The sequence below is a fragment of the Exiguobacterium sp. s131 genome, from assembly GCF_018617345.1.
In the GTDB taxonomy this organism is placed as follows: Bacteria; Bacillota; Bacilli; order Exiguobacteriales; family Exiguobacteriaceae; genus Exiguobacterium; species Exiguobacterium profundum.
Genome location: NZ_JACSJX010000001.1, coordinates 1,792,742 through 1,806,951 on the forward strand (window position 1 = coordinate 1,792,742; position 14,210 = coordinate 1,806,951).

The 14,210-nt window shown below is 48.3% G+C and carries 12 protein-coding genes; 3 read left to right on the top strand and 9 right to left on the bottom strand.

All coding sequences use genetic code 11. The features are described 5' to 3' along the window. Positions 1 to 7: 7 nt before the first annotated feature. The 7 genes from KNO69_RS09300 to KNO69_RS09330 all read right to left on the bottom strand — a co-directional run bounded on the left by KNO69_RS09300 (position 8) and on the right by KNO69_RS09330 (position 6,895). Positions 8 to 760 (bottom strand): prepilin peptidase, encoded by a 753-nt coding sequence (locus tag KNO69_RS09300; RefSeq protein WP_214817481.1) that lies wholly within the window; start codon positions 758 to 760, stop codon positions 8 to 10. 89 nt (positions 761 to 849) lie between these two features. Further along, entirely contained in the window at positions 850 to 1,326 is a 477-nt protein-coding gene (locus KNO69_RS09305) for a prepilin-type N-terminal cleavage/methylation domain-containing protein (protein ID WP_214817484.1), read from the bottom strand. A 141-nt stretch (positions 1,327 to 1,467) separates the two neighbouring features. Then, positions 1,468 to 2,685, bottom strand: coding sequence for a type II secretion system F family protein (locus tag KNO69_RS09310; RefSeq protein ID WP_214817487.1), 1,218 nt, complete (start codon positions 2,683 to 2,685; stop codon positions 1,468 to 1,470). 6 nt (positions 2,686 to 2,691) lie between these two features. After that, the gene (locus KNO69_RS09315; RefSeq protein WP_031421415.1) at positions 2,692 to 3,729 is read right to left on the bottom strand and encodes a type IV pilus twitching motility protein PilT; all 1,038 of its coding nucleotides are present in this window, start codon (positions 3,727 to 3,729) and stop codon (positions 2,692 to 2,694) included. Further along, entirely contained in the window at positions 3,722 to 5,392 is a 1,671-nt protein-coding gene (locus tag KNO69_RS09320) for a GspE/PulE family protein (protein WP_214817490.1), read from the bottom strand. The genes KNO69_RS09315 and KNO69_RS09320 overlap by 8 nt, the downstream gene beginning before the upstream one ends. Position 5,393: 1 nt before the next feature. Then, positions 5,394 to 5,684, bottom strand: coding sequence for a hypothetical protein (locus KNO69_RS09325; protein ID WP_214817493.1), 291 nt, complete (start codon positions 5,682 to 5,684; stop codon positions 5,394 to 5,396). Further along, positions 5,681 to 6,895 (bottom strand): G5 domain-containing protein, encoded by a 1,215-nt coding sequence (locus KNO69_RS09330; RefSeq protein WP_214817496.1) that lies wholly within the window; start codon positions 6,893 to 6,895, stop codon positions 5,681 to 5,683. Before KNO69_RS09330 ends, KNO69_RS09325 begins: the two co-directional genes overlap by 4 nt. A gap of 157 nt (positions 6,896 to 7,052) precedes the next feature. On the opposite strand from KNO69_RS09330, the gene KNO69_RS09335 reads away from it, so the two are divergent. Genes KNO69_RS09335 through KNO69_RS09345 form a run of 3 tightly spaced genes read left to right on the top strand, consistent with a single transcriptional unit; the run spans position 7,053 to position 9,685 of the window. Continuing rightward, the gene (locus KNO69_RS09335; RefSeq protein WP_047795513.1) at positions 7,053 to 7,508 is read left to right on the top strand and encodes a type IV pilus modification PilV family protein; all 456 of its coding nucleotides are present in this window, start codon (positions 7,053 to 7,055) and stop codon (positions 7,506 to 7,508) included. Next, the gene (locus KNO69_RS09340) at positions 7,456 to 8,019 is read left to right on the top strand and encodes a prepilin-type N-terminal cleavage/methylation domain-containing protein (protein ID WP_251124894.1); all 564 of its coding nucleotides are present in this window, start codon (positions 7,456 to 7,458) and stop codon (positions 8,017 to 8,019) included. Before KNO69_RS09335 ends, KNO69_RS09340 begins: the two co-directional genes overlap by 53 nt. A 16-nt stretch (positions 8,020 to 8,035) precedes the next feature. Beyond that, the gene (locus KNO69_RS09345; protein WP_214817498.1) at positions 8,036 to 9,685 is read left to right on the top strand and encodes a hypothetical protein; all 1,650 of its coding nucleotides are present in this window, start codon (positions 8,036 to 8,038) and stop codon (positions 9,683 to 9,685) included. Between the two features lie 45 nt (positions 9,686 to 9,730). Here the strand turns inward: KNO69_RS09345 and KNO69_RS09350 are convergent, their stop codons facing one another. Both KNO69_RS09350 and KNO69_RS09355 read right to left on the bottom strand, forming a co-directional pair. Further along, the gene (locus KNO69_RS09350; protein WP_214817500.1) at positions 9,731 to 10,375 is read right to left on the bottom strand and encodes a hypothetical protein; all 645 of its coding nucleotides are present in this window, start codon (positions 10,373 to 10,375) and stop codon (positions 9,731 to 9,733) included. 22 nt (positions 10,376 to 10,397) lie between these two features. Continuing rightward, entirely contained in the window at positions 10,398 to 14,132 is a 3,735-nt protein-coding gene (locus tag KNO69_RS09355) for a DUF5057 domain-containing protein (RefSeq protein ID WP_251124895.1), read from the bottom strand. Between the last annotated feature and the right edge of the window lie 78 nt (positions 14,133 to 14,210).

Sequence of the window (14,210 nt, forward strand, 5' to 3'; positions counted from 1 at the left end):
TTTCCCCCTACATCAACTCAAAATACCAATCAAAAAAACTTTCACTAAACCAAAACGTCAACATCGTCCCGAGCGCAATCGACGGAACGAACGGAATCGGCTGCTTTCGCCCGATTTTCTTTGTCATCATCAACCCGATCCCGACAATTGCCCCAATCAAACTCGATAGAAACAAGGCGACGAGCACGTCACGCGGACCGAGCACAAGACCAATCATAGTAAACAATTTGACGTCCCCTGCCCCAAGTCCCCCTTTTGACACGAAAAAGACGGTCGCTAGGAGCGAAAATCCGAGCAACGCCCCCACAAGCGGGTTCCACCAAGATGCCCCTGTCAGATAGGTGAGAATGAGTAATACCGGTGCCGTGAATTTCAAGATGACATTCGGCACGAGCATCGTCGATAAATCAGACATCGCCAAAGCGAGTAAGGTCGACAAGAAAGCGAACGCGAGAAGCGTCGTCACACTGAATCCATAGAGTGAAAAGCTATAGCCATATCCAATGGCTCCAAGTAATTCAAAGATCGGATACGTCGGCGCGATCCGCTCGCCACACCCGTGACATCTGCCTCTTAAGGCGAGATAGCCGAAAATCGGGATGAGTTCCCACGGTGACAATTCGTGACCGCAAGACGGACAATGTGACCGCGGCGTCACAATCGATTGCTGACGTGGCACGCGGAGCCCGACGACGTTGGTGAACGATGTGATGACCGCCCCGAGGACGATGCTATATAGGAATCCAATCGATTCAATCAAGGAAGGATCCTCCTTTTGTCAGTATATGCCAAAAATAGAAAACCGGCTAGGCTGAGCGAGTGCCCAGCGCCAGCCGGCCTAAACAAATATTAGTTAACTGAGTCTTTCTTCAATCCACTACTTGCAACCGTGCCTGCATCCGTAGCTGCAGTTCCGATATCTTTGGCTCCATCAAGCCATACTTTATACGCATACTTATTGTCTGACCCTTTTGTGACATATACAACCCCGTTATTGTAGTTCGTACCGAACGGATCTTTCATTGTATCAATCATATTTTTAGCGTCGAGCTCACTAGTTCCTACGTCTCCGACAAATCGAATCACCGCTCCGTTGCCTACTTCATTCGAAGCAACATACAACTTCGCCGCACTGACCATTTGCTTCGCATCGGCGACCATTGCATCTTTCTTCGAGTTCTCGATGATCCCACCAATCGCAACGACTGCGATGGCTGCGATAATTCCTAAAATAACGACGACGACGAGTAACTCGACGAGTGTGAGCCCACGCTCATCTTTTAACTGTTTGGCATCTTGCCAAATCATTTTCAACTTTTCTACCATAATTCATTCTCCCCTTTTACGTAATGTGCTGTGTGTAAACTAGATAAATTACTTTAGACCTAATATAAAAGTAGAACAATTTTACTATACCTTCTAAATATAGTATTGAAAAGGTATATTTTCAAAAGCTTGCATATTGCTTTACTGATTCTGAATATCACCATAGATTTGGAACATAGGGACGACGATCGAGATGACGATGACCCCGACGACACTTGCCAATACGACGATGAGAAGCGGCTCGATAATCGACTTCAAGCGGTCGGTTGTCGTCTCGACCTCCGTCTCATAAAACTCAGCGACTTCGTTCAACATCGAATCCAAATCACCGCTCTCTTCCCCAACGGCGATCATCTGAGTCATGAGTGCCGGGAAGTTCGCATTTCGCATGAGCGGCTCGTGAAGCGGGACCCCTTGCGCCATCATGTCACGTGCCTCCGTCAGTCCTTTCCGGATGACGCGGTTCGATACGATACGTTCGGTGATTTCAATCGCCGTCAAAATCGGGACAGCCGCTTGTAGAAGGACCGCTAAACTTCGCGTTAGCAATGCAATCTGAGACTTCATCACAATCGTTCCAAAAATCGGCATCTTCAATAGCAAGCCATCGATCACGAATCGTTCCCGGTCCCGCTTCAACATCCAGGTGAAGGTGAGAACTCCAAGAATCGCGAGTCCGAGTAACAACCACCAGAAGGTCGCGATGAAATCGGAGACCGCGACGACAATGCGCGTGATGAGCGGAAGCTCACCGCCGAGTTGACCAAAGATGCTCGCAAACGTCGGGACGACGTTCACCATTAAAAAGGCGACAACGCCGATGGCGACGATGGAGACGACCAACGGATACGTGAGGGCAGAAATGACTTTCCGCTTCACATCATATTGTTTTTGAAGTTGGAGCCCGATTTGATCGAGCGCCTCCTCCAAGTTCCCGCTCGTCTCCCCGGCAAGTGCCATCGAACTAAAGAAGTTCGAAAAGACGCGTGGATGTTTTTTGATCGCCTCGGAATAGGCAATCCCTTCCTTCAAATCATCCTCGACTTGACTCAGTGCTTTCTTCAATACGTTCGACTCGGTCTGTACCCGTAAGATTGAAGTCGCACGAACAATCGGGACACCCGCCCGGATGAGCGTCGCGAACTGACGGACGTACATAATCAAGTGTTCGATTTTGACTCGTTCTGGCAGCAAGTTGACCTCTTTGTTCAGTCCAGTCGATTCGAGCTCGGCCAAGTCCGTTACGAGAATAGATTCTTGACGCAACTTTTCTTTCGCTTCCCGAAGCGAGACGGCCGTGACGCGACCTTTCTTACGCTTCCCGTTCAGGAGCTTTCCTTCATACTGAAATATCGCCATCACTCATCACCTCATCTCTTCTGTCGGGACGGCGTTCGGATTGATGATCCCTTGCCGAACAAGTTGTTCGATGGCAGCATCCATCGACTGCATCCCGTGCTGGCGACTCGTCTGGATGACGGTCGGCAACTGGAACTCTTTTTCATTTCGAATCAAGTTGGCAACAGCCGGATTCCCTAACATGATTTCCATGGCGGCGACGCGTCCTTTCGGCACATCAATCCTTGGAAATAACCGTTGACTCACGACACCGAGTAAGACGTTCGCGAGTTGTGTCCGGATTTGGTCCTGTTGCTCAGCTGGGAACGCGTCGATGATTCGACTCACCGTCGACATCGCACTCGATGTATGGAGCGTTGCCATGACGAGGTGCCCCGTCTCTGCGGCGGTCATCGCCGTCGAGATGGTCTCCAAGTCACGCATCTCCCCGAGCAGAATGACGTCAGGGTCTTGCCGTAAGGCGGCCCTTAGACCACTCACAAATTTCATGACGTCAGAGCCGATTTCCCGTTGGTCGACAATACTTTGGTCGTGGGAATGTAAATACTCGATCGGATCTTCTAGCGTGATGATTCGTTTTCGCTGCGTCCGATTGATTTCATGAATCATTGCCGCGAGCGTCGTCGATTTCCCTGAACCCGTCGGACCCGTGACCAAGATGAGACCATGTGGTTTCTCAATCAGACGCTTCAGTACCGTCGGCAGATTGAGTTCGTTCAAGGTCGGGATTTCCCCGGAAATGGACCGGAACGCGATGGCAATCGTGCCTCGTTGATAATAGGCGTTGACCCGAAAACGGGAGACACGTGGAACGCCGAACGAGAAATCAAGATCTCGTTCATGCTCGAGACGTTCGCGCATATCGTCGGTCATGATTTCTTTTAAATATCCTTCGAGATGGTGCGGCAACACCTTCTCCTCGCCCATCGTAATAAGACTCCCGTCTACTCGAATGATCGGAGGAGAACCGGCTGTCAGATGAATATCCGAGGCGCGTTTCTCGACCGCATTCGTCAAGATGGTTTCGATCGATTGATTAATCATAAGCATTCTCCGTAATGACCGTTCGTAATATTTCCTCAGTCGTCGTCAAACCGGCGGCGACTTTTTCTAATCCGTCCTCAAGCAGGAATGTCGCTCCTTGTGACTTGGCATAGTCGACCATCTCAGACTCGGTAGCCTGGTTCATGATCATCCGGCGCAAGCCTTCATCAATCGGGATGACTTCGTGAATGGCGAGGCGCCCACGGTACCCTGTGAAGTTGCATGACGCACAGCCTTTACCCCGAATAATCTGGTCGATGTGAACACCTTCAGCGTCGAACAGGCTACGTTCACTCTTCGATACCGGTTCGACTTGACCACAATCACGACAGACGCGTCGAACGAGTCGTTGTGCCACGAGTCCCGTCGTCGAAGCGGCGACGAGGAACGGCTCAACCCCCATATCGACGAGACGGGTGATGGAGCTGATTGCTGAATTCGTATGTAGCGTTGACAATACAAGGTGACCGGTGAGCGAGGCACGAATGGCAATCTCAGCCGTCTCCGTGTCTCGAATCTCTCCGACCATGACGATGTTCGGGTCTTGACGTAAAATCGAACGAAGCCCTGACGCGAACGTCAAGCCGACTTTCGAGTTGACTTGAACCTGGTTGATGCCGTCAAGTTGATACTCGACCGGGTCTTCTACCGTAATAATGTTTTTCGTCTCATCATTCAGTTCTTTTAACGAAGCATACAATGTCGAGGATTTCCCTGAACCGGTCGGACCGGTGATCAAGATAATTCCATTCGGACGTTTCAGCATGTCACGGTACGCCTGTTCGTTTCGTTCGCCAAATCCGAGTTTCGTCAAATCGGTCAGTCCTTGAGATGAGTCGAGGACCCGAATAACGATTTTCTCCCCATACATCGTCGGGAGCGTCGAGACGCGGAAATCATAGGCGCGATTGCGCAATGTGTACTTGATTCGCCCATCTTGTGGTAGGCGACTTTCTGTGATGTCGAGGTTACTCATAACTTTGAGACGCGTCAGCACGACGCTCTGAATCTTTTTCGGATAGACCGTCTCGGTACGCAAGTCCCCATCAATTCGAAAACGGACGTGGAGTTGCTTCTCATGTGGATCGAAATGGATGTCCGATGCACGTTGGTCGATGGCACTTAAGAACAACTGGTTCACGAGGCGGATAATCGGTGCATCGTCTCGACTAATTGTTTCTTGTCGTTCGATTTCGGGAGCATCCTCTTTCAAAATTTCGACGAGGGAGTGATCCATCTCGTAGTAACGACTGATTGTCTTTCGAATCTGCTCTCTCGTGGCGATTCCGATCTCGATGTTCATCCCGGTCTGAAGACGGACGTCATCAATGGCAATGAGATCGAGTGGGTCGGCCGTCGCGACATGAAGCGTATTCCCGTTCAATTCAAATGGCATGATATCGTGCTTTTGTGCCAACGCTTTCGGTACGAGCTTCGTGACCGTCACATTGATGTCGTAGGAGTACAACTCAATGATCGGCACATGCAGTTGTTCGTGAATCATTTGAATCAACTGTGTCTCGGTAATATGGTTTAGTCGAATTAAAGCATCCCCTAGTTTTTCTCCGGGACGCTTCTGTTCAAGCGCCTCATCGAGCTGACTCGTCGTAATGAGCGCAGCCTCGATGAGCATCTCACCTAATCTTCGTTTCGTTCGTCTCACGTTACTTCACCATCCTTTGAGGAGCCTCCTCCTGCTCGGTCTTGTCGTTCCGTTCTTCGACAAAGACGCTCGCAGCCACCCCTCCAATCAATGCAACGATAAGAATCACCCATGCCCACCATGTTTGAACGAGTGATTCTTCTACCATCAAATAGACGCCGCTAGATAAGAGTGCCGTCCATAGACTGATGACAAGTTTCGTTTCACGTTTTCGCATCATCGGAACGGATAAAGCGAACAGTGTCAATGTGGCGAGTACCCAAAAGCCGAGTAAAATCAAATAGCCGATCATCCCACTGCCTCCTCTTCTGCAGGTTCTTCTAATACGGGCGGTTCTGCCTCAAATGGGTCGTCGTTCGAATCATTCGGGAACGGGTCTTCTTCCTCGTCCTCATCCGGGAATGTCGGGATAACCGGTTCGACCGGATCCGGTGGCGGAAGCGGAACGGAACTCTTCGTCACGATTTCCGGTGTCGGTGCATAAAAATCAAACCCGAGTAATTCCAACGTCTCCCCTTCTTCAGTCACAGTGACCCGGTAGAGCTTACCTGACTGTCCATCTTGACCTGACTGGGTGACCGATGAACTGCCTGACGGGAGCGAAGATGAGAAGCGAACGACTTTTTGATGCGGTACCGTCTTCACTTCTTCAACTCTCGCTTCGAAAGCGGCGTCAAAAGGTTGACCGAGCAATTGAACCGTCACAGAACCCCCTTCATTCAAAACGAGGATGGCATATGATGTGTCTTCTCGGTTTTGAACAGCAAAGTTCGAGCGCTCATCTACTTTCGTGTCATAGCCTAGCTCTACCCCGGAAGGAAGTGTTTCGTGAGGCACACGTTCGAGAATGGCGAACGGTGTCGCCGCAAATAGGCGATAGAATGAAGACCCTAGTGTCGTGAGCGCTTCGTAATCTTCTCCGAACGATTTGAGACTAAAGATGTCTCCCGCTGCCATCTCGAATCCGTTCATTCGATCAAGGGCTGACTGCATAGCCGGTGTCGGGCTCACAGTGAACGAGGCGACGACTTCATTTTCTGCCGCGACTTGCTCTAATGTCACAGATGACTCCAACATCGATGCGGCATCCATCAACGCCGGGGCAATCATCGTCAGCGTGACGGGTTGACCTTCGAGATAAGGCTCGACTTTCGTTTCATCTACGGATGTCAACAGCGGATAGTCACCTGTATCTTTAATGGAGTCTAACGTATTCGATACATCGAACGTCACGACTTCTTTTCCAATCTCCATGACCGTCCCATCCATCAAATTGATTGAAAAGGGTGTCGTATTAAAATCTTTAATCGCATTATCGAGACGAACGTCCGCTTCTTCTTTCGTCATCCCTGATACGTCGACACCTGCGACCGTCGTATCTTTTTTGTATGTAGCACTCGACTCAGCAGACGCATCTAAGTAATTGACGAGTCCAATCGTCGGTAATGTCACGAGTACGACGAGTCCAATCAAAATGATAAGATGCATCCCATACCGCTTCATGTAAAATCCCCCCGTGTCTAATCCGACTTCTATTCTATATATCCGTTCAGCGTATAACTTTAGTATAATATGTATTGTACAAAAAATAACATTTAATTCAGTATTGCATACGTTATTTTCCGATTGTTTTACTTTTTTTGAATAGGAGGTCAATGTCTTGTCGCATTCCGAAAAAGGTTTTACGCTCGTCGAAGTGCTCGTCTCCATCGTTGTTCTTTCAATTGTCTCATTCTCTTTACTTTCGATTTTCAGCCAAAGTTTGAAGACGACACACGACAGCCTCAATCAAACGATTGCGAACCAAGTGGCGCAAAACACATTACATACTTTAAATCGACGGGCCGCGTCCGTTGATGAACCGCTCGAACTGCGTCAATTGTTGAATCGGGACGGGATCAGCTCGACGTGCGACTTCTGCGAAGATACCCGAATCCATGGGGATACGTATATCGCAACCATTCAATCGCTGTCCACTTCACCCGGACATACAATTGAAGTTGAAATTTCGGTGACGACCGACCGTTTGCAAACGCCCGTCACCTTGAAAGGAGTCATTTCGAATGCGACATTGCGCGAACCGTTCCCTGAAACGGCTGTCCCGACAACTGACTGAGATGGAGAAACGTGAAGACGGCTTCACGCTCGTCGAGTTGCTCGTCACAGTCGTCGTCGCTTCGATATTAAGTGGCGTCATCATTACGGCCTTTATCACTGGAACGCTCGGTTTTCAAATGACGAACGAGACGAGTGACCTTCGAAGCGAGGCCGACTATTTGATTGCCTCCGTGCTCTCTGACGTGAACCGGACCGAATTCGACGCCGTGACGGAAGTGGACGGCTCGTTTCAATTTTATCGATTGTCCGCTCCAGACATATCGGAAGCCGGAATGATTTACCGGGAGGCGGGATACGTCCCGACCGACTTGGTTCTCTCAAAGGATTCGTTTACGCCTTCTAATCCACAAATCACAGTCGAACGGATGACCATCCAGTTAAAAGATCCCGTGTTCGATCCGAGACGCCCGACTTACATGACCGGTGGACTCATCGAAATCGAGTTGGATTTGACTCAATCAAACGATTCCGATTCTGTTACGACATTTGAAAGCTCCATCCCATTCTAAGAAAGGAGGCATCCTGATGCGAAAACGTGAAGACGGATATGTTCTCGTGCTTGTTCTCGTGACGATGGCGGCTCTCGCCGTCCTCTCGCTCGCCGCCATGCAAGTCAACTTGGCGTCGAATAAATTGACGGTCATCCGTACGGAAGATACTCAACTGAATGAAGATGCGAAAAGCGCACTTCGCCTCATTGCCGATGAGGTTCGGACCCAGTTCCCGCTTCACGGAGAAGCGGAAGTCCCGACTCATATGGAATCGGAAGCGGCATTCCAAAGCAAGGTTCAGTCGCTCATCGTCAGTGACGAACCGTTCACGGCATTGACGACGGATAGTGAGGTCCGCTATTCCATCGAGCTGAAGAAAGATGCTACGGATACCGCCATTCAGACGGCGCCGTTCACGACGATTCTCCAAGTGAACGTCACGGCATCGCGACAAGTGAATCCGGAACAACCGATGCTTACCGTTGAATACACGCAAGACTTATACTTGACGGCTCTCCCGTCCTTTTTATACTACGTCCTCGGGTCCGACCAACAGTTGGACGTGAACGGCATGCCGACGATTCAAGGAAATATCTATTCAGGTGGTCCTCTCGCTTTCATGCGTCAAGCGAACTTTCAATTGGATGGTGTGGCGAAGCAGATTGAAAATGTCGATTCTAGTCGTCTTCACTTGAATGGCCGAATCGATTTAGTCGAATTGAGCGATTGCTTGAGTTGCCAGCAAGAGAACTACTTCACGGTAGGTCCGGAACAAGCTGGCGAGAAGGCGGACGCCGGGGTGTCCCCGAGTCGCTTTTCTCCATTCCAATACGACTACTCAATCATCGAATTTTTAAATCGACGACTCGACACACCGCTCGCATACACAAATGACGTCGATTCAAAAATCTTTGAAGAAGGCCTGATTCGCTCGACCAATCAAATGTTCGAACTCGAGCGCGTGCTCTCGGAAGATGGGACATCTATTATCGAACGCCCGACTTCGTACTTACGGGCGGATGCCTACAACGCCCTCACCGACCCGACCATCGTGACATTACCGGATGCCATTTCGGATCGCGCCATGTATGTCACGGAATCCATCAACGAGTCGAATGCCCCGCTTCTTTTCGACGGGGACGTCGTCATTGAATCACTCGAGAAGCTGACGATTGCACGGCCACTGATCGTACGTGGTGACTTGACCATTAAAGGGAACGTCTCCTTCAGTTCGACAGTCTACACGCTCGGTGATACGTTCATCGACCGAGCCAATATTCTTCCGATTGATGCAGACAAAGGGAACTCACTCATCCTGTTATCCAAAGGAAAGATTCTGTTGAACCGAATCAACGAGTTTGATGACACTCCGACGACGCTCCAGGCGTTCATGTATAGTGACTCGAACGAACCGACCTATGTGTATGCGGTCGGATCTATTCTCGAAGTCAACGGAGGTCTGTACAGTAAAGGACCACTCGAAGTGAACGTCTTTAGAGGGGAATTTACTGGGGGCAACGGCTTAAGCCCAGCTGAGAACTTCGACCGTCAAGTTCCAGCTCACGAGGCCGAAAAGTCTCGATTAAAACTGACATATAACGATTCCGTGTTCAATCAACTTGAAACATTACCGGTCACGAATCAACTTCAATTCTTCGTCAGTCATCCGGTTCAATTGAAATGAATTCAAAAAAACGGCTTCCTCTCTGATTGAGAAGAAGCCGTTTTTTTAGTTCCCCATCTTTAAAATGAGGTCCGAGTTGTAGTCTTTGGCCGTCTGTTCCATTGCTTTCGTCCATTGCGCGCCGTTATCGAGAAGCAGTTGCGTCAACTCGACCTGATTGTGACGGACCGGCTGCAATAACACCGATTCGGTATCTTGAATCATATAGCCTTGTCCGAGGAGTTCTTTGACCGCATCAAGGTTCAACGAGTCGACCGCGATGCCGAGAAGTCGATCGTCTTCAACATAACGCATCGCCAGCTTCCATTGATCCGGACTGCCGTTCGCACTGAACAATGGTGTGATAACGGGAATCCCTTCCACTTCCTCGAACGGGTCAATCCCTTGCTCAAAGTATGCTTCAATCACGTCTAGAGGTGCGAGCGTCACTGCCGTGGCGAATTGTTCGGCTGTCGGCACAACTTTTTGGTCCTCTAAAACAAGCCGGACGGCCTCCCATTCTTCCCTTGCCTGTAAATCTGTCAATTCTTCTTCTGTCACCGAAGAGCGTTGACTCACTTCTTTCACTAACTCGTCACCGGATAACTGCGAGAGCTCGGGTTGGGATTGACTCCAGTACAGGAGCCCTCCCAATCCGATGACGAGAATCAATCCGGTGATGCCAATCATTATTCGCTTGCGATTCATCATTCGCCAACTTTCTGCCATTCAGTTAATAACGGTCATCATCCTGTCCCGAGGCATTCGTTTGGATGATGCGTACATAAAACGTGTCCTTCACGGCTTCAAACGGTTTTCCAGCCGGAAGCGTCGTGTAGACTTCCACTTTCGCCACACCAGGTTTCACTGGAATCAACTCTTTTCCTGATCCACTCACTTGAACATATTCTTCGCCGGATACAATCTCCATGCGATAGTCACGCCAAGTCGAAGTCGTAGGCCAGTACTCAAGAAGAGGTAGTCGTGGTGCCGTCCCTTCACCAATATTGATTGTCATGTCTTTTGACATCAATTGGTTCGGGTATTCGTTGACACGGACAATCGACGTGTTCGAACGAATGTTTCGTAACGCATTGTCATCGAATGTCGTCTGAATTGGAATGTCAGTCACGACACCATTATTTCCGTAACCATGGTTGGCACGTAATTCATATCCTGTCGCACTTTGTGTCACCGTTAAAGCAGATGGGATGGACCCGATTCGTTCAAACGGAATGGATACGGTTGGTGTTGAGGTCACTTGAATCGAGGCGACTTCGTTCACGCGTTTTTCTTCATCCAAACTATCCCATACCCAAAGGTCGAGTTGGCTCGGCGTTTGACTCAAGGATGGTGCCTTGACTTGGATGGTAAAGACGGTGCTCGGAGTAGCGATATTCAAGCCACCGAAGAGGTCACCGACATCCACAGTCGCCTTAAACTGAGTCGTACCCGGTTTCAGTCCAATGATGTTCAAGTTGTTGCCAACTTGTTCAAACTTCACACTATCCCCAGATTCGACGACATAGCGAACCGACTTGTATTGAGCCGTTTCGGGCATGATTTTTGGTGTGACCGTAGTCGTTTGACCGACATACAACTCTTTCGACTGAATAGTAAGTTGCTCAGGCGGACTGATTACATTGACTTTCGACTCCGCTACGACAAGGGGTCTCTTATCGCCCGGATCGATTGTCAATCGCAACTTCGCAGTTCCTGTTTTCAAACCGGTCACAATCGCATTGTTCCCTTGCGTGACGAGTCTCGCGACACCGCTCGCATCGACGATTTCCCACTTCAAGCTACTCCATTTCGGGTTCGTAAAGGTGTTTCCTTTCGCATCCGTGATGGTCGGACTCACAATTTGCTGTGCCCCAATTTGTAAGGTGACGTCAGGAATCTTCGCTTCATACGCATACGGCGCCCCGATATTGATCAGCAAGTCTGGGAACGATGATTGAACCTCTAATTCCTTATCCCAGTCGTTGAGTTTATCTAAAATGTGATCTTGCTTCTTCGAATACTCAATTAACGTCGTTAATTGGTTATCCGCTTTTTTCAACTGGATGAGTGAGGCAGAAGGCTCGATGGCTTGGACGACTACTTCAAACTTCACGGTCCGGTCTCCACTATCGTTCGGGAGGAAAATGTTCGTGTTCCCATTTCGTTCATAGTACAAGTCCGGCTTCAACTGTAACTTGATTTCATTCGGCTTCGTGACAGGATATTCATTTCCGTTCGTGTCACGAATCGCCACGACTTCGAGTTGACTTGGCAGTTTTTCTGAGAAAGAGGTTGAATCCACTCGTAAAAACTTATCGCCCAACTGATTCGGCAATCGATCGAAACGTTCCGGATATTGAACTTGATAGTGAATCGTTCCCGTTTCGTACAAGTTGATTGTCGACGGGTCAATCGAACGGGACACTTGAATCAAGTCGGAAACATTCTCCGCACGTTTGACGTTGATGGTGAACGTATCGATCACCTTCGCATTCCGTTGATCGGACGTCTCGATTTTCACTTCAATCGGCCGATCTGCGACAACATCCGCTGCCGGAATCGTAAACTCTTTAACTTCGTAGTTGCGTAAGTTATCGAATGCGACCTGTTTCCCGTTATACGTGATTGTTGAATTGAGGAACAAGTCTTGGAAGTCATAATCGCTCGGCCGCCACATCAATTTGACATCTTGTCCCGCAGTCACTTCGACAGACCCGGCTTTTAAATCAGCAGAAGTATAGGACTGGTTTGAATCACTGACGGACTCAATCACGTTGTAAGGTTTATGATTTGCTCCGATAAAGGCGCGATACATCGTATTGATGAAGATTTTCTTCTCATCTTCTACCGAAAACTTGTTTGTGTGCCCAGCACCGGAGTAGGTGAAATTGTTTTTTGTATACGTATAGTAATGGTTGTTTGCATCTCCATATACACGATTTCCACCTGTTGAATACAGGTTGTACCAAGGCGTCACATCCGGATCATTCAAATCGAGAGTGAAATATTGGTTATGGGTATTTGAGATATTTTTAATCGAATCGTCGAGGCGATACGGATAAGAAGTGAAAATCCCATCCTGTACCTTGACTGCCTTATTGGTTGTTTCAGGAGCACCAAATCCCATGTTCGTGTACATTTTTTGCCCTGAGATATTCAGTGAAGGATTGGCATTCACAAATTGACGTTCCCACTCGGACGTAGGCGATGATGAACTATTCGTACGGAAAATCGTATCGTGCGTCAACATGACGCCTTGTCCTGTTTCACTGAAACGTTTGACTTTCGCAGTGGCCGCAGCATTCATGCTTCCATAAACGTTGTACGAATCTTGGAAACCAAAGATCAGCATATCGTAGTCGTTATTGAGTAATGCCTGATCATAAGTACCACCCTCAAACTGACTCGTTGTACCGTCCGTTAAATTGAATTCATAATTCCCAGACGGGTCTACTAACATATTAGATAAATAGCTTGAAATTCTTCCGTTCGTGCCGGTTCCTGCAGTGAGCTGTAAGATGTTCGCTTTCACTTTTTCATCGAGGTAAAGAATACTCCCCTTACGATAATCCGCTCGACCTGTCAACGAATCCTTGACGACGAGCATCCAGTTCTTCGGTCCGCTAAACGTCGGACGCGATAATGTGAAATTGAGCGTTCCCGATTCTTTTGCCTGTTGCTCAATGACTTTTTCATCCGCATCAAATCGATCGTTATGGTCGTAATCGATATACAATTCTACGAATGCCGAAGGAGTTGGTGGTTGCGATAAAGTATAGGCAAAGTTGATTGGATGACGGACACCATCTTTTACTTGAATCGTCTGATTGCTAATCGACTGATTGTTGTACTTCACTTCAGTTGATTGAAATCTCGGACGGGAAATGGTGAGTTGATTCAACTGCTGCGCCATCTCACGATCGACATTCTGTTGATCATTTCGATTAAAGACTTTCACGTTCGCATAATCACGTTGATAGGCTGCCAAGCGTTTTAACTGTGTATCGCCGTTCGCAGCATCCTCATGCATCAGAAGCGGCAAGCCGACAAGGACAACTGTATTGAATAGTTCCGTAGCTTTCAATTCTGTCAAATCGTTCAATTGATTTGTCGTGTCATGATTTTTCGAGTTGACGACAAGCGTCCCATTTTTATATTTCTCAGTTAAAGGACTGCTCCCAATCATGACCGCATCGAATGCACCTGTCATCGGAAAACGGGATGCGTTAAATTGTTTAATTGTCATGAATTGCACATTCACTTTTGCAGTATTTACATTCAGTGAAGCACGATACGAATTCACCGCATTATTGTATTCAGTCACTGAAAGTACTTTCGAAGCAGTAAAAGCATCACGAAGAACCAACACGTTTAAAATCGGTTGATTGGTCTCCGCAACTACTCTCTGTGGAATAATGGATATGATTAATACGAGAACCGCTATGTATTGCATGAGTTTACGCAATGAATAGTCCTCCCTATTTTTAGTCTTCACTACTAATTATCCCACCCACTTGAAAAAATATACATCTATTTCTTTGAC

Excerpts from the sequence above, each read along its gene's own strand:
- KNO69_RS09305 (WP_214817484.1), bottom strand. The coding sequence starts at position 1,326 with ATGGTAGAAAAGTTGAAAATGATTTGGCAAGATGCCAAACAGTTAAAA.
- KNO69_RS09310 (WP_214817487.1), bottom strand. The coding sequence starts at position 2,685 with ATGGCGATATTTCAGTATGAAGGAAAGCTCCTGAACGGGAAGCGTAAG.
- KNO69_RS09315 (WP_031421415.1), bottom strand. The coding sequence starts at position 3,729 with ATGATTAATCAATCGATCGAAACCATCTTGACGAATGCGGTCGAGAAA.
- KNO69_RS09325 (WP_214817493.1), bottom strand. The coding sequence starts at position 5,684 with ATGATCGGCTATTTGATTTTACTCGGCTTTTGGGTACTCGCCACATTG.
- KNO69_RS09330 (WP_214817496.1), bottom strand. The coding sequence starts at position 6,895 with ATGAAGCGGTATGGGATGCATCTTATCATTTTGATTGGACTCGTCGTA.
- KNO69_RS09340 (WP_251124894.1), top strand. The coding sequence starts at position 7,456 with ATGCGACATTGCGCGAACCGTTCCCTGAAACGGCTGTCCCGACAACTG.
- KNO69_RS09345 (WP_214817498.1), top strand. The coding sequence starts at position 8,036 with ATGCGAAAACGTGAAGACGGATATGTTCTCGTGCTTGTTCTCGTGACG.
- KNO69_RS09350 (WP_214817500.1), bottom strand. The coding sequence starts at position 10,375 with ATGATGAATCGCAAGCGAATAATGATTGGCATCACCGGATTGATTCTC.